The sequence below is a fragment of the Rhodospirillaceae bacterium genome (assembly GCA_016722635.1).
Lineage (GTDB): Bacteria > Pseudomonadota > Alphaproteobacteria > JAEUKQ01 > JAEUKQ01 > JAEUKQ01.
In genome coordinates, this window is record JADKIX010000011.1 from 380,093 (window position 1) to 400,171 (window position 20,079).

The following is a 20,079-nucleotide window of genomic DNA, read 5'->3' on the forward strand; positions in this document are numbered from 1 at the left end:
TCGTTAAGGCCGATAAACCTTCAACTGCCGGATATTTTGCAATTGTTGGGCATGATCCGATGCAGGTAAGGGAACTAAACCTTTATCAGCTAAATATCCATCTTGCCCGCTCGATTGGTCGCTAGCATATTCCAGCATAAATTCTTTTAATCCTGGCACAAGGTCAAAATGACCTTTTTTGAAATAAACATACAAAGGGCGGGCAATCTTGTAACGCCCTGTGGCAATGCTATCAAAATCTGGTTTTACCGCATCAATCGCCAAACCATATAAAATATTCCCATTCTCCTCAAGGAAACTATAGCCGAAAATGCCCACAGATTTAGGGTTGGCCTGCAATTTCCGAACGATAAGGTTATCGTTCTCGCCTGCTTCAATGAAAGCGCCGTCTTCCCGCATGGTTTGGCAAATATTTTGCCGTTGGTCGGCCGCTAGAGAAGCAACTTCCTGAAATTGCATACATCCCTTATCCATTACCAATTCGACAAAAGAATCACGGGTACCGGAAGTTGGCGGGGGCCCCAAAACCTCAATTTTATCATTGGGTAATTGCGGGTTAATATCCTTCCAGGTTTTATAGGGATTAGCCACTAATTTCCCGTTGACTGGAACGGTTTTTGCCAGCGCCAGCCATAATTCCTTGGTAGTCAGGTTGAAAGGCTGATGTTGGTTGGATTGTGCAATAACAATACCATCAAACCCTATTTTCAACTCGATGATTTCGGTGACGCCATTTTTGGTGCAAAGCTCGATTTCCGAATCTTTGATCCGTCTTGAGGCATTAACGACGTCGGGATAAGATTCACCAAAACCTGAACACCATAATTTGATTCCACCCCCTGTGCCAGTTGATTCAACAATAGGGGTACGAAATTTTGTATTTCGGCCAAAATTTTCGGCAACATTTGTGGTAAAAGGAAAAACGGTGCTGGAGCCTACAACACGGATCTGATCCCGTGCTTCGGCGATGGTTGCCCAGGATAATAAAGTTATCCCAAGGGCAGTTGATAATATTTTCATGAGCTTAGTCCTAATTTTGATAGGGGTTGCAAATATCATTATCAATTCAAATGATAATATCAATCATATTGGCAAATGATTATGACAACTTCATGACAAACGGATTGATTATATTAAACAGCTAATTCGTTATGGACAGGTAGCGAAACGACAAAGCAGCTTCCTTGTTTGGGGCGGCTATATATCTTTAACCGGCCACGATGGCGCTGAATGATATGTGAAGCTATCGCTAATCCCAAACCTGTTCCTTGTGTATTAGGATTATTATCGGCGCGATAAAAACGTTCGGTAATCCTTGCAAGATCTTCTTCCGCAATCCCCATTCCTGAATCCACCACTAAGATTTCTAACTCTTTTCCCCCGGCGTCCAATTGGCGATACCTGAAAACCAACCAGATTTTATTGCCAGGCATACTGTATCTAACGGCGTTATCCAGCAAATTTTCAAACAGGATGTATAATTGTTGACTATCACCGGATAAGGTAGGTAAATCATCCGTTTTTTCTAAAAATCCCTCCCCAGGAGGAATAAAATCAAATGAGGTGGGCTCACCCCCCAATTGCAGATCAATGGAATATTTATTTAACAATGGTTGCAGATCACCTTGCACTGTTTCCAGGATAGATGCCAAGGAAACAATGTTTTCTGGATAGCTACTTTCCAGCTGTTCAATCTTGGACAGGAGGAGCAGATCTTTGACTAATTGGCCCATGCGCCGGACTTGTTGTTGAAATAAAGAAAGAAAAAGCTCTCTTTTTTTAAGATCTTCGGGGAAGTGATCTTGAAGTGTTTCTGTAAGACTAGAAATAACGGCTAAAGGCGTTTGTAGTTGATGGCTGGCGTTCGCAACAAAATCTTGATTCTTTTGGATCATTTTTTTAGCAAAAGTCTGATCACGTAAAACAATAACGGTGGCCAGAAACTCTGCTAAGGGCAAGGATAATTGTTGTAAGGTAATATTCCAATGCCTAGTTACCGGGATTGTTAAAGAAAATTCCAGGTTTAAAAATTCGCATTGCTGTTGATTGATTTGATTGATCCCATTTAACAAATCGGGATGACGGATCAGGCCCGCTAACTCAACTCCTACCAAAGATCCGGTGTATCCCAATGATTTATTAACTTCTGCATTGCTGTAAATGATTTTTTGCTGGGTATTTATGATTAATACTGCCTCTGGCCAGTTCTCAAACAAACGGGTCAAAAGATCCAGCAAAAATTTGGCTGTTGGGGAAACAAAAAAGGTATTTGATAAAGATTCAGGATGGTGTGCAGGGGAAGGGGATAAATCTAAAATATCATTTCCCTGTCTTTCTCCTGGTCTATGTTCCCTAGCTGTGGTCTTCCGACTCAATTGAAAATAGCCAAAGGCAATGATTACGCAATGGCTTAACAGGCAAACGAAAAATCCCCAGATCTCTAACAATCCTAACCCACTCAGTAACCCTGTTAACAAAACACTGAAAACAAAACTGCGTACGATAAAGGCTAGGGGAAATGCTTTTGATGGTATCATGCCAATCCATTACCTATTTAACATAATTATCCGTAGCCACATTTGGGCAACGGCGATTGGAAAAGTCCGTTTTTTTAAAGGACTCAAAATAGTGTTTTTCACACATAACATACAAATATTGTTTTGTTGATGTAAATATAGTACAACCAGACAGGCTTTACTTGTTCCGAATGTAGCGACAACCAATTAAAAAGGATCTGATCCATGAATTTCTTCCATAACCGCTTCACACAAGCCCTGATGGGTGCAACTTTGTTATCTGGCGTTGCCTTGTCCCAGCTTTCAGCTCAACAATATCGCCCTTGGGATGGAAATGCGAACAACCTACAAGGAATGTTTAACGAACTGAAGCAAATGATCCGGGAAGCGGACCGGGCCGAGGCAGCTGACCCCGCTTTCTTAGATGATTTGAATGATTTTGTGCAACGCTACGAAAGATTGTCAACAGGTAATAATGACAATAATAATCCGCCTGCCTCAGGTTGGTCGCGCATTATTTTGTCGGATAATTTCCGTGATGGCGACTACACCCGAAATCCAGCTTGGACTGTCAAATCAGGCAATTGGCGGATTGATACCGGCGGTAGTAATCTTGGCCTGCGTTCATCGGTTTATTCAGCTTATGCTGGTAACAGCCAGAATGTAGCACAAGCTTTATTAGGCGCCTTATTCCAACAACCGGGCCAGCAAAATGTGGCCGCACAAGTTGCCCAAATTGGGATTTTCTTAAAGATCCCCAATAGTTTCCAATTAAAAGTGGAATTTAACTCACGTGCTGCAGGTGGCAGGGTCGATTTTGTTGTCACCAATGCTCAAAGTTTCGCTTCCTACGTTGTATCCTACACACCTGGTTCTAATAACGGGATACAATTGCTGAAGGTTACCAACAGGGGTACGACTATTCTGGCTTCATCCAGCAGCAATATTGGGTTTGAAGATGGTAAGTACCATGTCATTGAATTGAACCGCGATGGGCGTGGGGCTATGAATCTGCTGGTTGACAACAGGGTAGTGGCGCGTAGCAACGATAATAGTTTGAACCGCGGTTTCGATAATTTTACGGTGGTTAACGGTGGTGGTACGTACTGGATTAAATCCGTTACCATTAATGGACAGTAAGATTGAAAATTTGATTGATGATGTAGGATCGAATGGCCTGCTACTTCCCAGCAGGCCATTTTTATTTTATAGATGAATTTTTTTTTCATGTCTTGATATAAAATAAATAAGTCCGATCGCTCTTCAATTATTGGTTGCGTTGTTGGGTCGTTTGATCAAGAATTATCATGTGAAAACGCCTATGATAAATCCCCTTGGTTTTCCTATCAAAAGCTTTCCCATCTTTCAAGGAAAAACCCCCTTTTACGGTGAAAAATAAGCGTCATGGTTGACTCAGATAATAAAAATTCTACCACCCCGGCCTTAGCGCAATATCTTGATATTAAAAAGCACCATCAGGATAGTTTGGTATTTTATCGCTTGGGTGATTTTTATGAGTTGTTTTTTGAAGATGCCATTCAAGCATCTAAAATTTTGGGCTTGGTGTTAACGAAAAGGGGCCAATATCAGGGACAGGACGTTCCTATGTGCGGGGTACCTGCCCATGCGGCTGAAAATTATTTGGCTAAATTAATTCAAAACGGTCGCAAGGTTGCTATTTGCGAACAAATGGAAGAAGCTGAGCAGGTTAGAAAAAGAGAGGGGAAAAACATCATCCAACGCCGGGTTGTACGAATTATGACCCCCGGGACGCTGACAGAAGAAAACTTATTAAATAACAAAAGATATAATTATTTGGCTGCTTTATGTATAGAAAATGGATTGATGGCAGGGGCTTGGATCGATTTGTCAACTGCCGATTTTTATACCGCCGAAATACCAATGGGTCAATTATTATCGTGGCTTGAGCGCTTATCCCCAAGGGAATTACTGATATCCGATGAAAATTCGGAAACGATAATCAGCGCTTTATTGCCGGAGTGGCGCAAAATTGTCTCCATTCGTCCCAAAGATCGCTTTGATCCTAAGGGCGCCAGGCAACGGTTGCAGAAAGTCTATAATATCCAATCTTTAGAAGGATTGGGGTCGTTCAACCCGAATGAAATTGCGGCTGCAGGAGCCTTGATTGAATATATTGAATTGACTCAACAAGGCAGAATCCCTTTATTAAAACCCTTGAAACGGGTGTTCGGCAACGAGATCATGGAAATTGATGCCTTCACTTGGCGCAGCTTGGAAATTGACCGCACCCAATCCAATCATTATGAGGGAAGTTTGCTGCAAGTGATTGACCGTACCAGCAGCGCGGCGGGATCTCGTTGTTTATCTGCTTGGCTGGCCTATCCCTTGACAGATACAGCCAAAATCATTAGTCGACAAGAAATGGTTGAGTTTCTAATCATTCAAGGACAAGCAAGGATCGACACCCAAAAGAAATTGGCCAAAATACCGGATTTGCAACGGGCTTTATCTAGGCTGATGATTGGGCGTGGTAGTCCCAGGGATTTGGGGGCAATCCAGTCGGGCTTACAACAGGCAACAACCATTAAAGAAAACCTTTCCTCGATATCGATGTTACCCAAGGCTTTTAAGGAATTATTGGCTGGACTTGGCTATCATCAACCGTTGATTGAGCGGCTTGCTAAAGCACTTACACCTTCTTTGCCGTTGGATGCCAAAGAAGGGGGGTTTATTGTCGCTGGATATCATCAGGAATTAGATAAATGGCGTCATTTGCGGGATGATTCGCGCCAGGAAATTGCGGTTCTGGAAAACCAATATCGTGGGTTGACCGGCCTAACTAGCCTAAAAATCAAATATAACAATATTTTAGGGTATTATATCGAAACCACCACCGCCCAATCGCCGAAACTATTTGATTATCCGGATAAAAATTTTATTCACCGGCAGACAATGGCTGGTGCTGTCCGTTTCGTGACAACTGCGCTGAGTGAGTTGCAGCAGAAAATTTTTCAAGCCGCCGATAAAGCTTTAGCGTTGGAATTGCTGTTGTTTCAGGATTTGGTACAAGAAGTTAACACCCAAGCAGAGATGATCCAGAAAACAGCCGATGCTTTGGCGCATATCGATGTCATTGCTGCCCTTGCTGCGCTTGCTGTGGAACAGAGTTATTGTCGCCCGCTGGTGGATCATAGCCTGCATTTTGATATCAAAGGTGGACGTCATCCGGTTGTTGAATATGCTTTGATGAAGCACGGTAAATCCTTCATTGCCAATGATTGTAACCTAAGTGCCGGACAACAATTATGGCTGATTACCGGACCCAATATGGCTGGCAAATCAACTTATTTGCGGCAAAATGCCTTGATTACTATTTTAGCGCAAATTGGCTCATTTGTTCCGGCAACGCAGGCAAATATTGGTGTTGTTGATAAATTGTTCAGCCGGGTTGGTGCAGCTGACGATTTGGCTCGCGGTCAATCAACCTTTATGGTGGAGATGTTGGAGACCGCTGCCATTCTTAACCAAGCGACCGACCGTTCTTTGGTTATTTTGGATGAAATTGGCCGTGGCACATCAACTTTTGATGGATTAGCGATTGCTTGGGCGGTTTTGGAACATCTGCATGATACGCTTAAAAGCCGTTGTTTATTTGCCACCCACTACAGGGAATTGGCAGGGTTAGGAAAGAAACTGTCTTCAATGAGAGAGTATTGTTTTAAATTAAAAGAATGGCAGGAAACAATCGTGTTCTTGCATCAATTAATCCCAGGCGTTGCCGATAGGTCTTATGGTATAGATGTAGCCAGGTTGGCCGGTGTCCCGAAGGCCGTTATTTCTAGGGCCCGAAAAATTCTTATCCTACTCGAAGCAAACGACAACAAAAAAAATATGGGTTTATTACCAGAGGGGTTGCCGCTTTTCCTCTGACAAGCCAATCAGTATGGACAAAAGTGAAAAAGAATCTGACAAGTTGTCAGCTGTGGAAGAGGCATTTTTAAAGCTTGATGTGGACGCTTTATCACCCCGGCAAGCCTTGGAAAAACTATATGAACTGCAAAATCTGGTAAAAAAACCTATCCCAAAATCTTAAAAAATGGAGCGGCTGTCAGCAATCACGATCCCATTATTGCGGCTGAGGAGCTGGAATTTGTATCATGATGGGTTCCTCAGGGGAGCTTGGGTTTTCAAGCACCACTTCAACCGACCAAGAAGACCAAGATTGACGATAATTGGCCATATTGGGGATAGCAATGGCAACAGAACTTTCTATCCACAGATTATGGTCACGGGAAGTTAAGGGCACATCCACCCCAACTCCGCCACCGAACTGGACATTGCCGCCGGTGAAAGCGCCAACCCCAAAACCGATGCTCGGGCTGAAAGCTGGGTGCGATTGTTCCACAAACTGTTGATACTGAATTTGGGTTGATTGAATGAGAATTTTTCGCCGTTTTTTAACCTGGCTTGAATGACCCGGCTTTTATCCAAAACGACAACTTGAACCACATTCCCTGCTAGATTTGCTTGAATGCTTTTTTTGTAAGAAGGGCCGCTCGATGAAGCGCAACCTGAAATGACTAGAGCCACCAAGGTAATCCAACAAAAACGCATAATTTTATTCCTTATTTAATTGTTCATGATTGCTTGACGATTATATCAGCATTATCTTTTGAAGACAACTGATGCTAATAAGAAAGCCATTTATGATTAAGCCATCATTTTGCCATAATGCCTAAGATAATTTTAAGTAGTTAAGCAAAATTACTGAAAAATAAACCCTTCTTTTTTTCACTATAAATAATCCAAAGAACAGTGTTAACCTGCAACCCAATGAATGCTTTTTGCCTAAAAAAGACGATACGTACACACCCTTAACCTTTAATAGTTGAAGATATCATTTTGATCAATCGCCCTGGAAATCTTTCTAAGTCTTTGCTAACGATAGGGTTTTATACCCTGGTCAGCCGGGTTCTGGGTCTGCTTCGAGAAGTGTTGATGGCTTTTTATTTGGGGGCTGGATTAGTGGCAGATGCCTTTATCGTGGCCCAGCGCTTGCCCAATATGTTCCGTAATTTAGTGGCCGAAGGCGCCTTTAACGCCTCTTTTGTGCCTAGTTTTTCGCAATTGTTGCATCAACAAGGCAAAGAGCAGGCGAAGCTGTTCGCCGAACGGTTACAAACCCTGATGGTTACAGGTCTATTTTTATTTATTAGCGTCTTACAAATAGGGATGCCTTGGCTGATTGACGTGATTGCCCCTGGTTATGCGGACACGCCGGAAAAAATTAACCTGTCATCGCAGTTATCCCAAATTACCCTGCCTTACCTGATTTTTATGTTTTTAACGGCCTTGCAAAGTGGTATCTTGTATTCCCTGAACCGATTTGCCGTTGCAACCTTAGCTCCCATTCTATTAAATCTTTGTCTGATTTTTGCTCTTTATTTTCTGGTTCCTGGCTCAAGCCAACCCGGCCTTGTTTTAGCATGGACACTTTTTGTTTCCGGCGTTTTGCAATTCCTGATGACGGGGTTTTTCTGCTATAGGGCCGAGTTTTCACTGCATTTTGTTTACCCCCGCCTAACACCCGAGATCAAAGCATTTTTTAAAAAAATGTTACCGGGGTTTGTGGGAGCTGGGGTGACCCAGATTAATTTGTTGGTGGGAACCATCATTGCCACCTGGCAAGATAGTGCGGTTTCCTATTTATATTATGCTGACCGGGTTTACCAACTGCCCTTGGCGTTGCTTGGTACCGCCGCAGGCACGGCGTTATTGCCGATGCTAAGCCAAGCGTTGGCAAAGCAGGATAAAAATCGGGCCAACAATCTGCAGGAGCAAGGTCTATTTTTATCGTTGTTATTGGGCATACCTGCGACCATTGCGTTGATTATTATTCCTTATCCCATCGTGAACCTTTTATTTGAACGCGGCCAATTTACCCATGCAGATGCCCTGGAAACCAGCCTGGCACTGCAAATATTATCTGTTGGGTTGCCCGCCTATTTATGGGTTAAAAGTTTATTGCCTTGTTTTTATGCCCGGCACAATACCAAAACCCCCTTCCATATTGCCTTGGTTTGTGTGGCCATCAATATGGCTCTTAATTTGGCTTTATTTCCCTGGATAGGTTTTATAGGGATTGCTGTTGCCACGGTGGTGGCCAGTTTTGCCAATGCGATCATGCTGTACCTTCAAGCAAAGAAATGGGGATATTTTGAGCTGAGCAAAAAATTAAAAAAAAATATAGGGAAAATGTGCCTAAGCGGCGCGCTGATGGGTGTCATGGTCGCCCTTTTTGCAGGTTACGTTGTGTGGCCTGTATCTTTATGGGGGCGGTTTTTATATTTATTTGTTATCATCATCAGTGCTGCCTTGGTTTATTTTACTTGTCTTTTCTTGATGGGTGTTATTTCATGGTCAAAGCGAACCACAAGATAAACTTGATGATGCCATAGCTTTAAAAGAATGTTGAAATTTTTGCCAGGCGATTTTATCATGAATAAAGACCTTATCCTCTCAGGGGTTCAACCCACCGGCAATCTGCACCTAGGTAATTATTTAGGGGCAATCCGCAATTGGGTAATGTTGCAGGAAAAAAGCACCTGTTTTTTTACGGTGGTTGACTTGCACGCTATAACGGTTTGGCAAGATCCGAAAATTCTGCAGCAGCAAACCCGGGAAGTGACAGCCGCGTTTTTAGCGGCGGGAATTAATCCTGACCTGCATCCTATCTTTAACCAAAGCCAGGTTGAAGCCCATGCAAGGTTAGGTTGGATACTCAGTTGCGTAGCGCGCGTGGGCTGGTTGAACAGGATGATCCAGTTTAAGGAAAAAGCGGGCAAAGACAAAGAAAATGTTAGCGTCGGCTTGTTTAGTTATCCTACCCTGATGGCGGCTGATATCCTGCTTTATAAAGCAACCCATGTGCCGGTTGGGGAAGATCAGAAACAACATATTGAACTAACCCGGGATATTGCCCAAAAATTTAACAATGATTTCGGGGTTGCGTATTTTCAGTTGCCGGAACCAAAAATTATGGGTACCGCTACCCGATTAATGAGTTTGCGGGATGGTACTAAAAAAATGAGCAAGTCAGACCCTTCTGATTATAGTCGGTTGAATATATTGGATGATGACGATTTAATCCGGGATAAAATCCGTAAAGCCAAAACCGATTTATATCCGTTGCCTGGCCCTGAAGTTCTTAGGTCTTCTGGTGAAATAGACCCGCAAATCACGATGGATCGTCCCGAGGCAATTAATTTATTGAATATGTATACCGCAGTTGCGGGGCAGTCGATCGAAAAAACCTTGCAGGAATTTGCTGGCAAAGAATTTTCTTTTTTTAAAAAAGAACTGGTTGAGGTGCTGATTGCCCATCTGGGGCCGATTGGCAACAAGATGAAAAGAATGATGCAAGATCCATCTTATATTGATGAAGTCTTAAAAAAAGGTGTTATGAAAGCGCGGGCAGTTGCCAATAAAACCCTACATGAAGTTCATCAAATTATGGGGTTTCTGGAAACAGGATACCCTTAAATGTTAATTTTTACGGCTATATAAGGCGCTGAGCAAAAAGCATGCAAGTTTATTTACCAATTGCTGAATTATCGTTGGATGTATTTTTGCTGCTAGCACTTGGCGGATTAGTAGGATTTATATCTGGCATTTCCGGGATTGGTGCCAGTTTTTTGATGACGCCGATTTTGATTTTTATTGGCATCCCATCCCCGGTTGCGGTGGCGAGCCAAGCGAACCAAGTGGTGGCAACCTCGCTTTCCGGCACCTTATCACAATGGTCCCGGGGTAACATTGATTTTAAAATGGGTGGAATATTATTAATTGGCGGAATGGGCGGGTCCAGTTTGGGGGTCTGGCTGTTTGGACTTTTGGCAAAAATTGGCCAGGCCGACCTGGTTGTGGCTATCAGTTATATTTCCTGCTTAGGATCCATCGGGCTACTGATGTTGTGGGAAAGTATCCGCAGTCTTTTTAAAAAAATGATTAAACCACCCACGAAAGTCCGCCTACCTTTTTATCAACGACCGTGGATTCAAACATTACCCTTTAAACGGAATTTTCCGAAATCAAAATTATATATTAGCATTTGCTTGCCGATGGCAATTGGTTTTGGGGTAGGGTTGTTGTCGGCAATTATGGGGGTCGGCGGAAGCTTCTTGCTGGTTCCCGCCATGATTTATTTATTAGGGATGCCAATTACGGTGGTGGTTGGAACTTCGCTATTCCAAATGGTTTTCGTAACTGCCAACGTCACCTTGCAACAAGCAATCCAAAACCAGTCGGTTGACATATTGCTGGCGGCGATTCTGATGACAGGTGGGGTGGTGGGAACGCAGTGGGGAACAAAATTAAGTGGCAAGATTCGGGGGGAGTATGTACGATTTGGGTTTTCCTTGCTAATGTTGGGTGTTTGCGTGGGGCTTGCGAATGAGTTGTTAGTCAAACCAAGCGCTATTTATTCGATTCGGACAATCGGAGAATTGCGTTGAGAAACAATTATTTCTTCAGGCAAATGGTGTTGATAGCTTTAACTTTGATAGGGTCACCTTTTGCTAAAGCCGATACCCTGATTGCCGATTTGTCCAGCCATTTGATTGCGATTACGACAGGTTTTAAAGGCACAGATTTGTTGATGTTCGGCTCAATTGATGCCCCAGGGGATATTATTGTGGTGGTACAAGGCCCCTTGACCAGCATTATCGTCAGGAAAAAAGAAAGGCTGGCCGGAGTTTGGGTTAATCAAGCGAATGTCACTTTTGAAAATATCCCAAGCTTTTATGCCATTGCCTCGAGCAAGCCGATTGAACAGATTTTAAGTGCTGAAACACAAAAGCAATTAAATATCGGTATTGAGAACGTCCCGATGAAAGTGGATGGGGAATTAACAGCGGAGGAAGAAAAGCAATTTCATGAGGCGTTAATTACCAACAAAAGACTGCAAGAATTATATTATACTGATATTGCCCGGGTTAATTTTATGGGGCGGGAATTATTCCGCACCAATATTTTTTTCCCTTCCAATGTGCCAACTGGCGACTATGTTGTCGATATCATGTTGGTGCGCGATAAAAACGTTGTGGGGGTGCAGCGGACTCCTTTGGTTGTTAGTAAGGTTGGTTTTGGGGCCGAAATATTTGATTTTGCCCATCAGCAAAAATGGTTTTATGGGTCATTGTCGATCTGTCTTGCCATATTGGGGGGAGGGGTCGGGTATGTATTTTTCCGTCGGAGGTAAAAGATTATGATCAATGTCGACATAGAAAAGGAACGCCGCCAAGTCTTCTTGGTGGTTATGGAATCAAAGATAGATATGAAAATATCCCTGTATTATACATGCCGCATGGCCAAAAGGGTCAATGGCAGGATTGCCCTATTATATGTGGTGGAACCCTCTGACTTTGTAGAATGGCAATCAGTTGGCAATTTATTGCAAGAACAACAGCGCCAGGAAGCCGAACAGGTGCTCCAAAAAGCAGCTGGTGAGGTTCAGCGTCAATCTGGTATAACGCCCGCGTTATTTATCCGGGAAGGCAAGAAAATTGATGAAACCGCCCAATTGATTGAGGAAGAGCAAACAATTAGTGCCTTGGTAATGATTGTGGATGTCGTCGGGAAAACCCCCGGGACTATTTCTTCCCAGTGGAATGCAAAGTTATCAGCCCGTCTTAAAATACCCTTAATCATTGTGCCGAATAATTTGACGGAAGAAGACATTCGGCGGGTGACATAAAAATTTTCTTGAGATATGCTGTGCCTTATTAGCAGGATAATAGGCAATAAAGGAAGGATTGAATAAGGGTGTCGCCCTTCCTATTTCATTAGGATGCAAAAGTAATCATAGGAAAGACCAAAATGTTTATTCAAACCGAACAGACCCCCAACCCCCAAACCCTGAAATTCTTGCCTAACCAGAAAGTCACGGGGAAAGAAGGGGTTGATTACCCGAAGAGCCAACAGGCAGCTGGATCGCCCCTGGCTTCCAGATTATTTAAGATTGAGGGTGTGGAGGGAGTGTTTTTGGGGAATGATTTTGTGACCATTACCAAAAATCCTAAAAAAGATTGGCAGATATTAAAACCAGCCCTTTTGGGCGCCATGATGGACCATTTTACGAGCGGCCAACCGGCTATTCAAACCATGGAAGCAAAAGTGTTAGGGGTTGTGGAAGATGATGAGATCACGGCCAAAATAAAAGAATTATTAGAGACCCGGGTGCGGCCTGCTGTGGCCCAAGACGGTGGGGATATTGTCTTCGCCGATTTTAAAGATGGGACTGTTTATGTCCATTTACGCGGTTCTTGCGCGGGTTGCCCCAGTTCAACCGCGACCTTGAAAGTGGGCATTGAAAACATGCTTCGTCACTATGTTCCCGAGGTCAAGCAAGTAAAAGCTGTTTAGCCCCCGGATATATCATGATCATAATTCTAGTAAGGGATAGGTAGCACATGTTCGACAAAATCTCTCAAGGTGCTTTGGATCAGTTGTTTTTAAAGGCGCATACGCACCGCGTTTGGCTAGATAAACCTGTGGAAGAATCTTTGCTGCAAGCGGCTTATGATTTGGCCAAAATGGCCCCGACGAGTGCGAATACCAATCCGATGCGCCTGGTTTTCGTCAAAAGTACTGCTAGCAAGGCGCGTTTGAGGGATTGTTTGATGCCCGGCAATATTGAAGCAACGATGAAAGCACCGGTTACGGCCATTATCGCCCAAGATATGCATTTTTATGATTATTTGCCGCGACTGTTTCCGCAAGCTAATGCGAAATCCTGGTTTGTTGGTAATGAGGAGGAAATTAAAGCCACGGCGTTCCGCAACAGCTCGCTGCAGGGTGCCTATTTTATGTTGGCTGCTCGGGCTTTGGGTTTGGATTGCGGGCCGATGTCAGGGTTTGACCAAAAGAAGTTGGACCGAGAATTTTTCCCCGATGGGCGCTTTCAAAGCAATTTCCTTTGCAATTTGGGCTATGCCGACCAGGGTAAAGCTTTCCCTCGCAATGACCGGCTGACTTTTAAGGAAACTTGCCGAATTATTTAGCGATAGGGGTCATCAGCCGCTTGGGAACAGCGCTATCTTGGTATAAAGGGTAACGCCGGGAATTGAATAATTGGTAATGCCACCATTCATTCCGGTAAAAGTCCCAGCCAGCTGCCGTCATAATCCCCAGTAAAACCATCCTGTTTTGTTGGGCTATTGCTGAAATACCAAGGTTACCGTGGTGGGACAGGGGGGTAAAAGCATCAAACGCTGTTCCCATGTCTAACTCTTGCTGCTGATGGTTAATTAAAGTCAAATCAATAGCAACACCCCTTGAGTGGGGTGAACCTTTCCGGGGATCAGCTACAAAATTAGGATCTGGGAATTGATTCCACAATATCCATTGCGCTTCAACAGGGCGGAAAGCATCGAAAATTTTTAGCCGGTACCCAAGGGTAGCGGATAGTTTGATGGCTTTTTCCAAACAGTTTGCAGCGTCTGGGTGCAGATAACAAAAAGCGTGTTGATAAATTTTTTTGTTGGTGACATTGCTGGTGGTTGCATAAGCCAAAGCAATTTCCACATCAAATCGGGACGGTTCTATAGGGATTAACATAAGACCCTGCATGCGATGTTGATAATCAATACGGACGAAAATAACGGGATAGTTGCAATTTTCTGACTATTTCATATCATGAAGTTATCAAATAGGAAAGTGATAACAGTTGACAACTATTTTAGCAATTGAATCAGGTGGAAGCCATTGTTCAGTTTGTTTATGGCAGAGCGGATCCCAGGCGATGCGGATGCAAGAAACCACGCAAGGTGCGGTAGGATCGATTATCCCGCTGATCGAGTTATTATTGTGTGAAGCAAAAATCTCTCTTAAGCAATTGGATCAGATAGCAGTGAGTGTCGGACCCGGCTCTTATACGGGTTTGCGGATTGGATTAGCCGCGGCGCAGGGTTTAGGGTTCAGCCTAGGTATCCCCGTTTTTGGCGTCTGCAGTTTTTTGGCTTTAGCCTCAGCGGCGGCAACAGAAATGTCTGATAACCGTGCTATCCTGGTTTTATTGGACGGCAAGCGCCAAGATGTTTTTGCCAGATTCTACACCCATCAGGCAAAACCCTTAACCCTGCCGTTGGTGATCATGCCAGAGGAAATAGAAACGCTAATCGGTCACAAGGCGGCCATCATTATCGGGGATGGAACCGCCAAAACACCGGCTCATATTTCTTCCCTCATCAACAATTCTTATCAGCCACATGCCAAGTATGTAGCGCAGCTGGCGGCTTATCAATTACGGCAAAAACAACCTGGTTTAGATGCGCTTCCAATTTATTTGAAGACACCGGATGTTTCGGAAGCCAAAAAACTGTTTTGGTCATTGCCTGATGATCATTCATCCTCTTAAAGCCACTGATTGGCAAATTTTATGGCAATTACAGCAGCAATGTTTTGATCAGAGCTGGTCGTTAGCAAGCTGGCAGGAAGCGCTGGGGGTGGATAGAACCTACGCCTTGCTGGCACAGAAAAACCAACAAAAGATTGGCTATCTGGTTTTTAGACTTACAGATGATGTGGGGGATATTTTATCGCTAGGGGTTATTCCCTCTTGCCGCAGGCAAGGCACCGCATCTTGCTTAATACGACATATGATGGAGTGGGGAAAACAAGAAAAATTAAAAAATTTCTTGCTTGAAGTCAGTTGCAAAAATCTATCCGCCCAAAAATTTTATCAATCGATGGGCTTTAAACTGTTGTCAATTCGACCTAATTATTATTATAATCCTCCGCAGGAACCGGAAGATGCCATGGTTTTGAAATATGACCTCTGGTGAAAATAATTTAGATAGGACTGGGGTGAGAAATTTTTTCATTATATAGCCACTGAGACAGGATAGGTATGTTATGGCGGATAATAAAACCAATTCTTTATCAAATATTGAAAAAAACTGTTTGGGAAAAGGTATTAAATTAACCGGGGCCAGACGGTTGATTGCACAGATTCTGTCAGAATCCACCGATCATCCGGATGTCGAAATGGTTTTGCAGCGAGTGCAGCAGTTGGATGAAAAAATCGGGATGGCTACGGTTTATCGTACCGTCAAGCTATTTGAAGAAGCTAATATTATTGCCCGGCATGATTTTCGGGATGGACGTTCCCGCTATGAAGAGATGCCGGATATTCATCATGATCATTTAATTGATGTTCGTAGCGGCGGTATCATTGAGTTTCATAACCAGGAAATTGAAGATTTACAGCAAAAAGTTGCGGAAAAACTTGGCTATCAGTTGATTGGACATCGCCTGGAGCTTTATGCTATACCTCTAAAGAAAAAATAAGCAAAGTGATGATATAAATCATGAAACAAATAACTATTTATATGGTTAGGGTAAACTAGGAACATGCAGCAATTATCGGGGGAGACAAAAAAGTCGCCAGTGCAGGTCAGGGTAGGCCCATTGGAAATAAGATTGGCTGGTACACCGCAGGAAATCGATGCAGCACAGGCGTTGCGTTATCAGGTTTTTTATGAAGAAATGGCGGCTAAACCAAGTGATCAAGTCCGAAAACTTAGACGCGATTTTGATAGGTTTGATCAATTTTGTGATCATTTGATTATTTTGAATCATCAAGATTCTGGGGAACAACCCAACTCTCATCCTCTTGACCAACCGCATGTGGTCGCAACATATCGTCTCATGAAACGCGAGGCTGCAAAAAGATGTGGACAGTTTTATTCCCAAGATGAATATGATATCAGCCGATTAATGGCACATCCGGGTGAAATTATGGAATTAGGGCGTTCTTGCGTTGCTAAGCAATATCGGACTGGCCCTGCGATGCAGCTTTTATGGCGGGGGATTGTCGAATATGTCCGTTTTTATCAGGTGCAAATCATGTTTGGTTGTGCAAGTTTGCCGGGTACCAATCTGCAAGAATTATCCACACAATTGGCTTATTTGCATCATTTTCATTTGGCTCCGCCAGACCTACGGGCGGTTGCTGTAACCAAGCGCTATGTTAATATGAACATGGTTCCTAAAGAAAAGATCAATGTCCGAGCAACTTTAACCAGTCTGCCCCCCCTAATTAAGGGATATCTGCGCTTGGGAGGGTTTATAGGCGAGGGGGCGGTGGTTGATGAACAATTTAATACAACCGATGTCAATGTCGTCGTCAAAACGGACTTGGTAACTGGGAAATATATTAGGCATTATACGGTGCGTGAGGAAGAAAATTGAAAACCGGCCATATGACGCATGAAACATTGGAGGAAATCCAGAGTTTACCTGGACAGCCAAAAAAAATGCGCGCCTTTTCCTTGGGTTCCAGAATATTGGCAATATGGCGCTTATTCATTTATGCCATAATCAATCTGGTTTTTATTAGCACCCAAATGGTTTTACGTTGGGTGAATGGCGAAAAATTAGGGGCATTTGCCGTTTTTTATCATCGGATATGTTGCCGGATATTAGGGATTTACATATCCATCAAAGGTCAACCATCGCCGCATCGGCCGACTTTGTATGTAGCTAACCATACAAGTTACGTCGATATTATTTCTTTTGCTTCTCTGATGCCGATTTCGTTTGTGAGCAAGGCGGAGGTTGGTAAGTGGCCAATTTTTGGCTTATTAGCTAGGTTGCAACGGACAGTTTTTATCGATCGTCAACGTAAAAACACGGGTATCCATCGCAATTCAATGGCGGATCGCCTTCAAGAAGGCGATAGCCTGATGCTTTTTGCCGAAGGGACCACCAATGACGGGAATAGGCTTTTTCCTTTTCGCAGTTCTTTGTTATCTGCCGCGGAAACCAAATTAATACCCGATGATAATGTCACGCATCCATATGTCATGGTACAACCCGTATCGATCGCTTATACCCATTTGAACGGGCTGCCGCTAGGGTATAGTTGGCGATATCTAATAGCTTGGTATGGGGATGTAGGGTTTGGTGAGCATATTTGGCAATTATTACGTTTAGGGAAAATACGTGTTTTAATTGAGTTTCATGAACCGGTTAATATCCATCAATTCAAATCCCGTAAAGAGATGACTGATTATTGTTTTCAGCAAGTCCAGGAGGGATTTCAGGAGGCAATTACCGGTCGGCAGGCAAGCCCCCTTTCAAATGAAAGGGGAAAGATGAAGGGATGAAAAAGGTTTTTGTTAAAAGCTATGGTTGCCAAATGAATGCTTATGATTCGGAAAGGATGATCGAATCTTTGGCTGCCATGCAATACCGCCAGGTTGACGAACCTGAACAAGCCGATATGGTCATTTTGAATACCTGCCATATCCGCGAAAAGGCAGCTGAAAAACTCTTTTCAGATTTGGGCCGCTTCCATCAAATGAAGCAGGCGAGGCAAAAAACGGGGCAGCAAAGCATCTTAACCGTTGCTGGTTGTGTGGCCCAGGCGGAAGGGGAAGAAATTCAGCGCCGGGCCCCTTATGTGGACATTGTGGTGGGGCCGCAAGCTTATCACCGACTGCCGGAAATGATTAGGCATTACCAGGAAAGTGCTGCTGTTCCTACTCTAGGGAAGAAAACGGCATTAGATACCAGTTTTCCCCTTGAGTCAAAATTCGATCATTTGCCACAGCACCGTTTGGGTAAAGGGGTCGTGGCTTTTTTAACTGTACAAGAGGGATGTGATAAGTTTTGTACGTTTTGCGTGGTACCTTATACCAGGGGAGGCGAGGTTTCAAGGCCGGTTCAGTCTATTCTGGTGGAGGCCAAAGACCTGGTAAAAGGTGGGGCCAAAGAAATTATTTTACTGGGCCAGAATGTCAATGCGTATCACGGATTGGCCCCTTCAGGTATTGCAACCTGGGGTTTGGCTAGGTTGTTGCTGGAATTGGCAGAGATTGATGGATTGCAGCGCTTGCGTTATATCACTTCCCATCCTTTGGATATGGGAGATGACCTTATTCAGGCGCATGGGCAAATTTCTATGTTGATGCCTTACCTGCATTTGCCCGTGCAATCGGGTTCCGACAAGATTTTAAAACAGATGAACCGCCGCCATAATACTGCTGATTACGAAAAAGTGATCGATAAGATCAGGTCGGTTAAGCCAGGCCTCGCCCTTTCCTCCGATTTTATTGTGGGGTTTCCAGGCGAAACCCAAAAAGATTTTGAAGAAACTCTTAGCTTTATCAAAAAAATTACCTATGCGCAGGCTTATTCTTTTAAATACAGCCCGCGTCCTGGCACCCCCGCTGCTAATCATGACCAACAAATATCTGAGGAATTGAAAGATCAACGCCTACAGGAATTACAATTTTTATTAGACCAACAGCAATACCAGTTCAACCAGCAAATGGTAGGGCAGGAACTTATGGTGCTTTTGGAAAAGAAAAGCCGCCAACCGCATCAAGTCCATGGGCGCAGTCCCCATATGCAATTAGTTCATGTGGAAGCTTCGGAAGATTTAATTGGCCAGATGGTCTGCGTTCGGGTTGACCAAGCTAATTCGCATAGTTTAGGGGGTCAATTGGTTTCTTATCCGCCTAGGGAAGGTGCACATAATGCTTGATTCTCAAGACCCCCGACTTTCCCCACCGGTTGTGTTATCTTTTGACGATAATCGGCTGTTGTCGTCGCTCTACGGTCAGCATGAAGAAAATTTGGCGCGCTTAGAACAGATCTTGCAACTTTCTATTGTGTCACGGGGGAATAAATTGCTTATTTCAGGATCAATATCTAATATTGATATAGCAAAAACCGTTCTAAATCTTCTGTATCAACGGTTAAAAAAAGGTTCCGACGTTGATTTGACAGAGATGGAGGCAAATGTCCGCATGATTAGGGAAAAAATGCTAGTGTTGCGGGCAACATGGATCAGGCGAATCCTGCACCCATTGCCTCACTTCCGGATACGGTTAATGAAGGGGTTATCAAAACAATCCGGAAACATATTATCCCGCGTTCTGCCAATCAAGTGGCGTATGTGAAGGCCTTGCGGCAATACCCCTTAGTATTTGGTTTAGGGCCAGCGGGTACGGGGAAAACTTATCTTGCGGTTGCTGCTGCTGTTTCCGCACTGATTAATGGCAAGGTTGATCGAATTATTTTATCAAGGCCTGCGGTTGAGGCTGGCGAAAGATTGGGTTTTTTGCCAGGCGATCTCAAAGAAAAAGTCGATCCCTATTTAAGGCCCTTATATGATGCTTTATATGACATGCTGCCGTCCGAACAGGTAGAGCGGCGTTTGGCAACAGGGGATATTGAAATTGCCCCGTTAGCTTTTATGCGTGGCCGCACGTTGGCAAACAGCTTTGTTATTTTAGATGAAGCCCAAAATACCACCGCTGTTCAGATGAAAATGTTCCTAACCAGGCTTGGGCAAGGGGCGCAGATGGTGGTTACTGGCGATCTGACGCAGATAGATTTACCCTCGGGGATAACCTCAGGATTAGCTAATGCTTTATCTATTTTAAAGGGGGTGAAGGATATCCAAATGATTGAATTTTCAAAAGAGGATGTGGTGCGTCACGCCTTGGTTTCCCGAATTATTGAAGCGTATGAACGCCGCCAGACATTGGTGAAGCAAGGTCAACCTTCATAA

General features: G+C 43.7%; 18 protein-coding genes and 2 pseudogenes. 16 read left to right on the top strand and 4 right to left on the bottom strand.

Translation table 11 applies throughout. The annotated features are described in order from the left end of the window. Positions 1 to 3: 3 nt before the first annotated feature. Together IPP67_09230 and IPP67_09235 are read right to left on the bottom strand one after the other, a co-directional pair. Positions 4 to 1,020: a substrate-binding domain-containing protein gene (locus tag IPP67_09230; GenBank protein ID MBL0339321.1), complete on the bottom strand. Its 1,017-nt coding sequence runs from the start codon at positions 1,018 to 1,020 to the stop codon at positions 4 to 6. 113 nt (positions 1,021 to 1,133) lie between these two features. Further along, positions 1,134 to 2,537, bottom strand: a complete 1,404-nt coding sequence (locus IPP67_09235) for a hypothetical protein (GenBank protein ID MBL0339322.1) — start codon at positions 2,535 to 2,537, stop codon at positions 1,134 to 1,136. A 204-nt stretch (positions 2,538 to 2,741) separates the two neighbouring features. Between IPP67_09235 and IPP67_09240 the strand changes: the two genes are divergently transcribed. Both IPP67_09240 and mutS read left to right on the top strand, forming a co-directional pair. Next, positions 2,742 to 3,656 (top strand): hypothetical protein, encoded by a 915-nt coding sequence (locus IPP67_09240; protein MBL0339323.1) that lies wholly within the window; start codon positions 2,742 to 2,744, stop codon positions 3,654 to 3,656. 264 nt (positions 3,657 to 3,920) lie between these two features. After that, positions 3,921 to 6,591 (top strand): annotated as a pseudogene (mutS, locus tag IPP67_09245) (DNA mismatch repair protein MutS). Positions 6,592 to 6,624: 33 nt separating this feature from the next. Here mutS and IPP67_09250 read toward each other — a convergent pair. Next, on the bottom strand, positions 6,625 to 6,903 hold the full coding sequence (locus IPP67_09250; protein MBL0339324.1) for a hypothetical protein: 279 nt from the start codon (positions 6,901 to 6,903) through the stop codon (positions 6,625 to 6,627). Between the two features lie 497 nt (positions 6,904 to 7,400). Between IPP67_09250 and murJ the strand changes: the two genes are divergently transcribed. From murJ to IPP67_09285, 7 genes are all read left to right on the top strand, one after another. Beyond that, positions 7,401 to 8,939, top strand: coding sequence for a murein biosynthesis integral membrane protein MurJ (gene murJ, locus IPP67_09255; GenBank protein ID MBL0339325.1), 1,539 nt, complete (start codon positions 7,401 to 7,403; stop codon positions 8,937 to 8,939). Positions 8,940 to 8,966: 27 nt separating this feature from the next. Continuing rightward, positions 8,967 to 10,040 (top strand): tryptophan--tRNA ligase, encoded by a 1,074-nt coding sequence (gene trpS, locus IPP67_09260; protein ID MBL0339326.1) that lies wholly within the window; start codon positions 8,967 to 8,969, stop codon positions 10,038 to 10,040. Positions 10,041 to 10,081: 41 nt separating this feature from the next. Then, positions 10,082 to 11,011 (top strand): sulfite exporter TauE/SafE family protein, encoded by a 930-nt coding sequence (locus IPP67_09265; protein MBL0339327.1) that lies wholly within the window; start codon positions 10,082 to 10,084, stop codon positions 11,009 to 11,011. A gap of 29 nt (positions 11,012 to 11,040) precedes the next feature. Beyond that, positions 11,041 to 11,757, top strand: coding sequence for a TIGR02186 family protein (locus IPP67_09270; GenBank protein ID MBL0339328.1), 717 nt, complete (start codon positions 11,041 to 11,043; stop codon positions 11,755 to 11,757). Between the two features lie 6 nt (positions 11,758 to 11,763). Next, complete coding sequence (locus IPP67_09275) at positions 11,764 to 12,252, top strand: universal stress protein (protein MBL0339329.1); 489 nt, start codon at positions 11,764 to 11,766, stop codon at positions 12,250 to 12,252. A 122-nt stretch (positions 12,253 to 12,374) separates the two neighbouring features. Then, positions 12,375 to 12,920, top strand: a complete 546-nt coding sequence (locus tag IPP67_09280; GenBank protein MBL0339330.1) for a NifU family protein — start codon at positions 12,375 to 12,377, stop codon at positions 12,918 to 12,920. A 47-nt stretch (positions 12,921 to 12,967) separates the two neighbouring features. Then, complete coding sequence (locus tag IPP67_09285) at positions 12,968 to 13,558, top strand: malonic semialdehyde reductase (GenBank protein ID MBL0339331.1); 591 nt, start codon at positions 12,968 to 12,970, stop codon at positions 13,556 to 13,558. On the opposite strand, the gene ddpX is transcribed toward IPP67_09285, so the two are convergent. Then, complete coding sequence (gene ddpX / locus IPP67_09290) at positions 13,551 to 14,114, bottom strand: D-alanyl-D-alanine dipeptidase (GenBank protein MBL0339332.1); 564 nt, start codon at positions 14,112 to 14,114, stop codon at positions 13,551 to 13,553. The two genes, IPP67_09285 and ddpX, sit on opposite strands and share 8 nt — an antisense overlap. 109 nt (positions 14,115 to 14,223) lie before the next feature. On the opposite strand from ddpX, the gene tsaB reads away from it, so the two are divergent. The 7 genes and pseudogenes from tsaB (at position 14,224) to IPP67_09325 (ending at position 20,079) form a co-directional block, all read left to right on the top strand. Next, positions 14,224 to 14,913: a tRNA (adenosine(37)-N6)-threonylcarbamoyltransferase complex dimerization subunit type 1 TsaB gene (tsaB, locus tag IPP67_09295; protein ID MBL0339333.1), complete on the top strand. Its 690-nt coding sequence runs from the start codon at positions 14,224 to 14,226 to the stop codon at positions 14,911 to 14,913. Beyond that, positions 14,894 to 15,340 carry a ribosomal protein S18-alanine N-acetyltransferase gene (gene rimI, locus IPP67_09300; GenBank protein ID MBL0339334.1) on the top strand — a complete coding sequence of 149 codons (447 nt, stop codon included), beginning with the start codon at positions 14,894 to 14,896 and terminating at the stop codon, positions 15,338 to 15,340. The genes tsaB and rimI overlap by 20 nt, the downstream gene beginning before the upstream one ends. 70 nt (positions 15,341 to 15,410) lie before the next feature. After that, the gene (locus IPP67_09305; protein MBL0339335.1) at positions 15,411 to 15,845 is read left to right on the top strand and encodes a transcriptional repressor; all 435 of its coding nucleotides are present in this window, start codon (positions 15,411 to 15,413) and stop codon (positions 15,843 to 15,845) included. Positions 15,846 to 15,908: 63 nt separating this feature from the next. Beyond that, the gene (locus IPP67_09310) at positions 15,909 to 16,748 is read left to right on the top strand and encodes a GNAT family N-acetyltransferase (GenBank protein MBL0339336.1); all 840 of its coding nucleotides are present in this window, start codon (positions 15,909 to 15,911) and stop codon (positions 16,746 to 16,748) included. Further along, entirely contained in the window at positions 16,745 to 17,665 is a 921-nt protein-coding gene (locus IPP67_09315; GenBank protein ID MBL0339337.1) for a 1-acyl-sn-glycerol-3-phosphate acyltransferase, read from the top strand. The genes IPP67_09310 and IPP67_09315 overlap by 4 nt, the downstream gene beginning before the upstream one ends. Then, positions 17,662 to 19,047 (top strand): tRNA (N6-isopentenyl adenosine(37)-C2)-methylthiotransferase MiaB, encoded by a 1,386-nt coding sequence (gene miaB / locus IPP67_09320; protein MBL0339338.1) that lies wholly within the window; start codon positions 17,662 to 17,664, stop codon positions 19,045 to 19,047. Before IPP67_09315 ends, miaB begins: the two co-directional genes overlap by 4 nt. After that, positions 19,040 to 20,079, top strand: a pseudogene (locus IPP67_09325) (PhoH family protein). Before miaB ends, IPP67_09325 begins: the two are co-directional and overlap by 8 nt.

Bases quoted from the DNA above. Each gene is read 5' to 3' on its own strand.
- IPP67_09230 (MBL0339321.1), bottom strand. From the start codon at position 1,020: ATGAAAATATTATCAACTGCCCTTGGGATAACTTTATTATCCTGGGCA.
- IPP67_09235 (MBL0339322.1), bottom strand. From the start codon at position 2,537: ATGATACCATCAAAAGCATTTCCCCTAGCCTTTATCGTACGCAGTTTT.
- IPP67_09240 (MBL0339323.1), top strand. From the start codon at position 2,742: ATGAATTTCTTCCATAACCGCTTCACACAAGCCCTGATGGGTGCAACT.
- trpS (MBL0339326.1), top strand. From the start codon at position 8,967: ATGTTGAAATTTTTGCCAGGCGATTTTATCATGAATAAAGACCTTATC.
- IPP67_09265 (MBL0339327.1), top strand. From the start codon at position 10,082: ATGCAAGTTTATTTACCAATTGCTGAATTATCGTTGGATGTATTTTTG.
- IPP67_09275 (MBL0339329.1), top strand. From the start codon at position 11,764: ATGATCAATGTCGACATAGAAAAGGAACGCCGCCAAGTCTTCTTGGTG.
- IPP67_09280 (MBL0339330.1), top strand. From the start codon at position 12,375: ATGTTTATTCAAACCGAACAGACCCCCAACCCCCAAACCCTGAAATTC.
- IPP67_09285 (MBL0339331.1), top strand. From the start codon at position 12,968: ATGTTCGACAAAATCTCTCAAGGTGCTTTGGATCAGTTGTTTTTAAAG.
- ddpX (MBL0339332.1), bottom strand. From the start codon at position 14,114: ATGTTAATCCCTATAGAACCGTCCCGATTTGATGTGGAAATTGCTTTG.
- rimI (MBL0339334.1), top strand. From the start codon at position 14,894: ATGATCATTCATCCTCTTAAAGCCACTGATTGGCAAATTTTATGGCAA.
- IPP67_09305 (MBL0339335.1), top strand. From the start codon at position 15,411: ATGGCGGATAATAAAACCAATTCTTTATCAAATATTGAAAAAAACTGT.
- IPP67_09310 (MBL0339336.1), top strand. From the start codon at position 15,909: ATGCAGCAATTATCGGGGGAGACAAAAAAGTCGCCAGTGCAGGTCAGG.
- miaB (MBL0339338.1), top strand. From the start codon at position 17,662: ATGAAAAAGGTTTTTGTTAAAAGCTATGGTTGCCAAATGAATGCTTAT.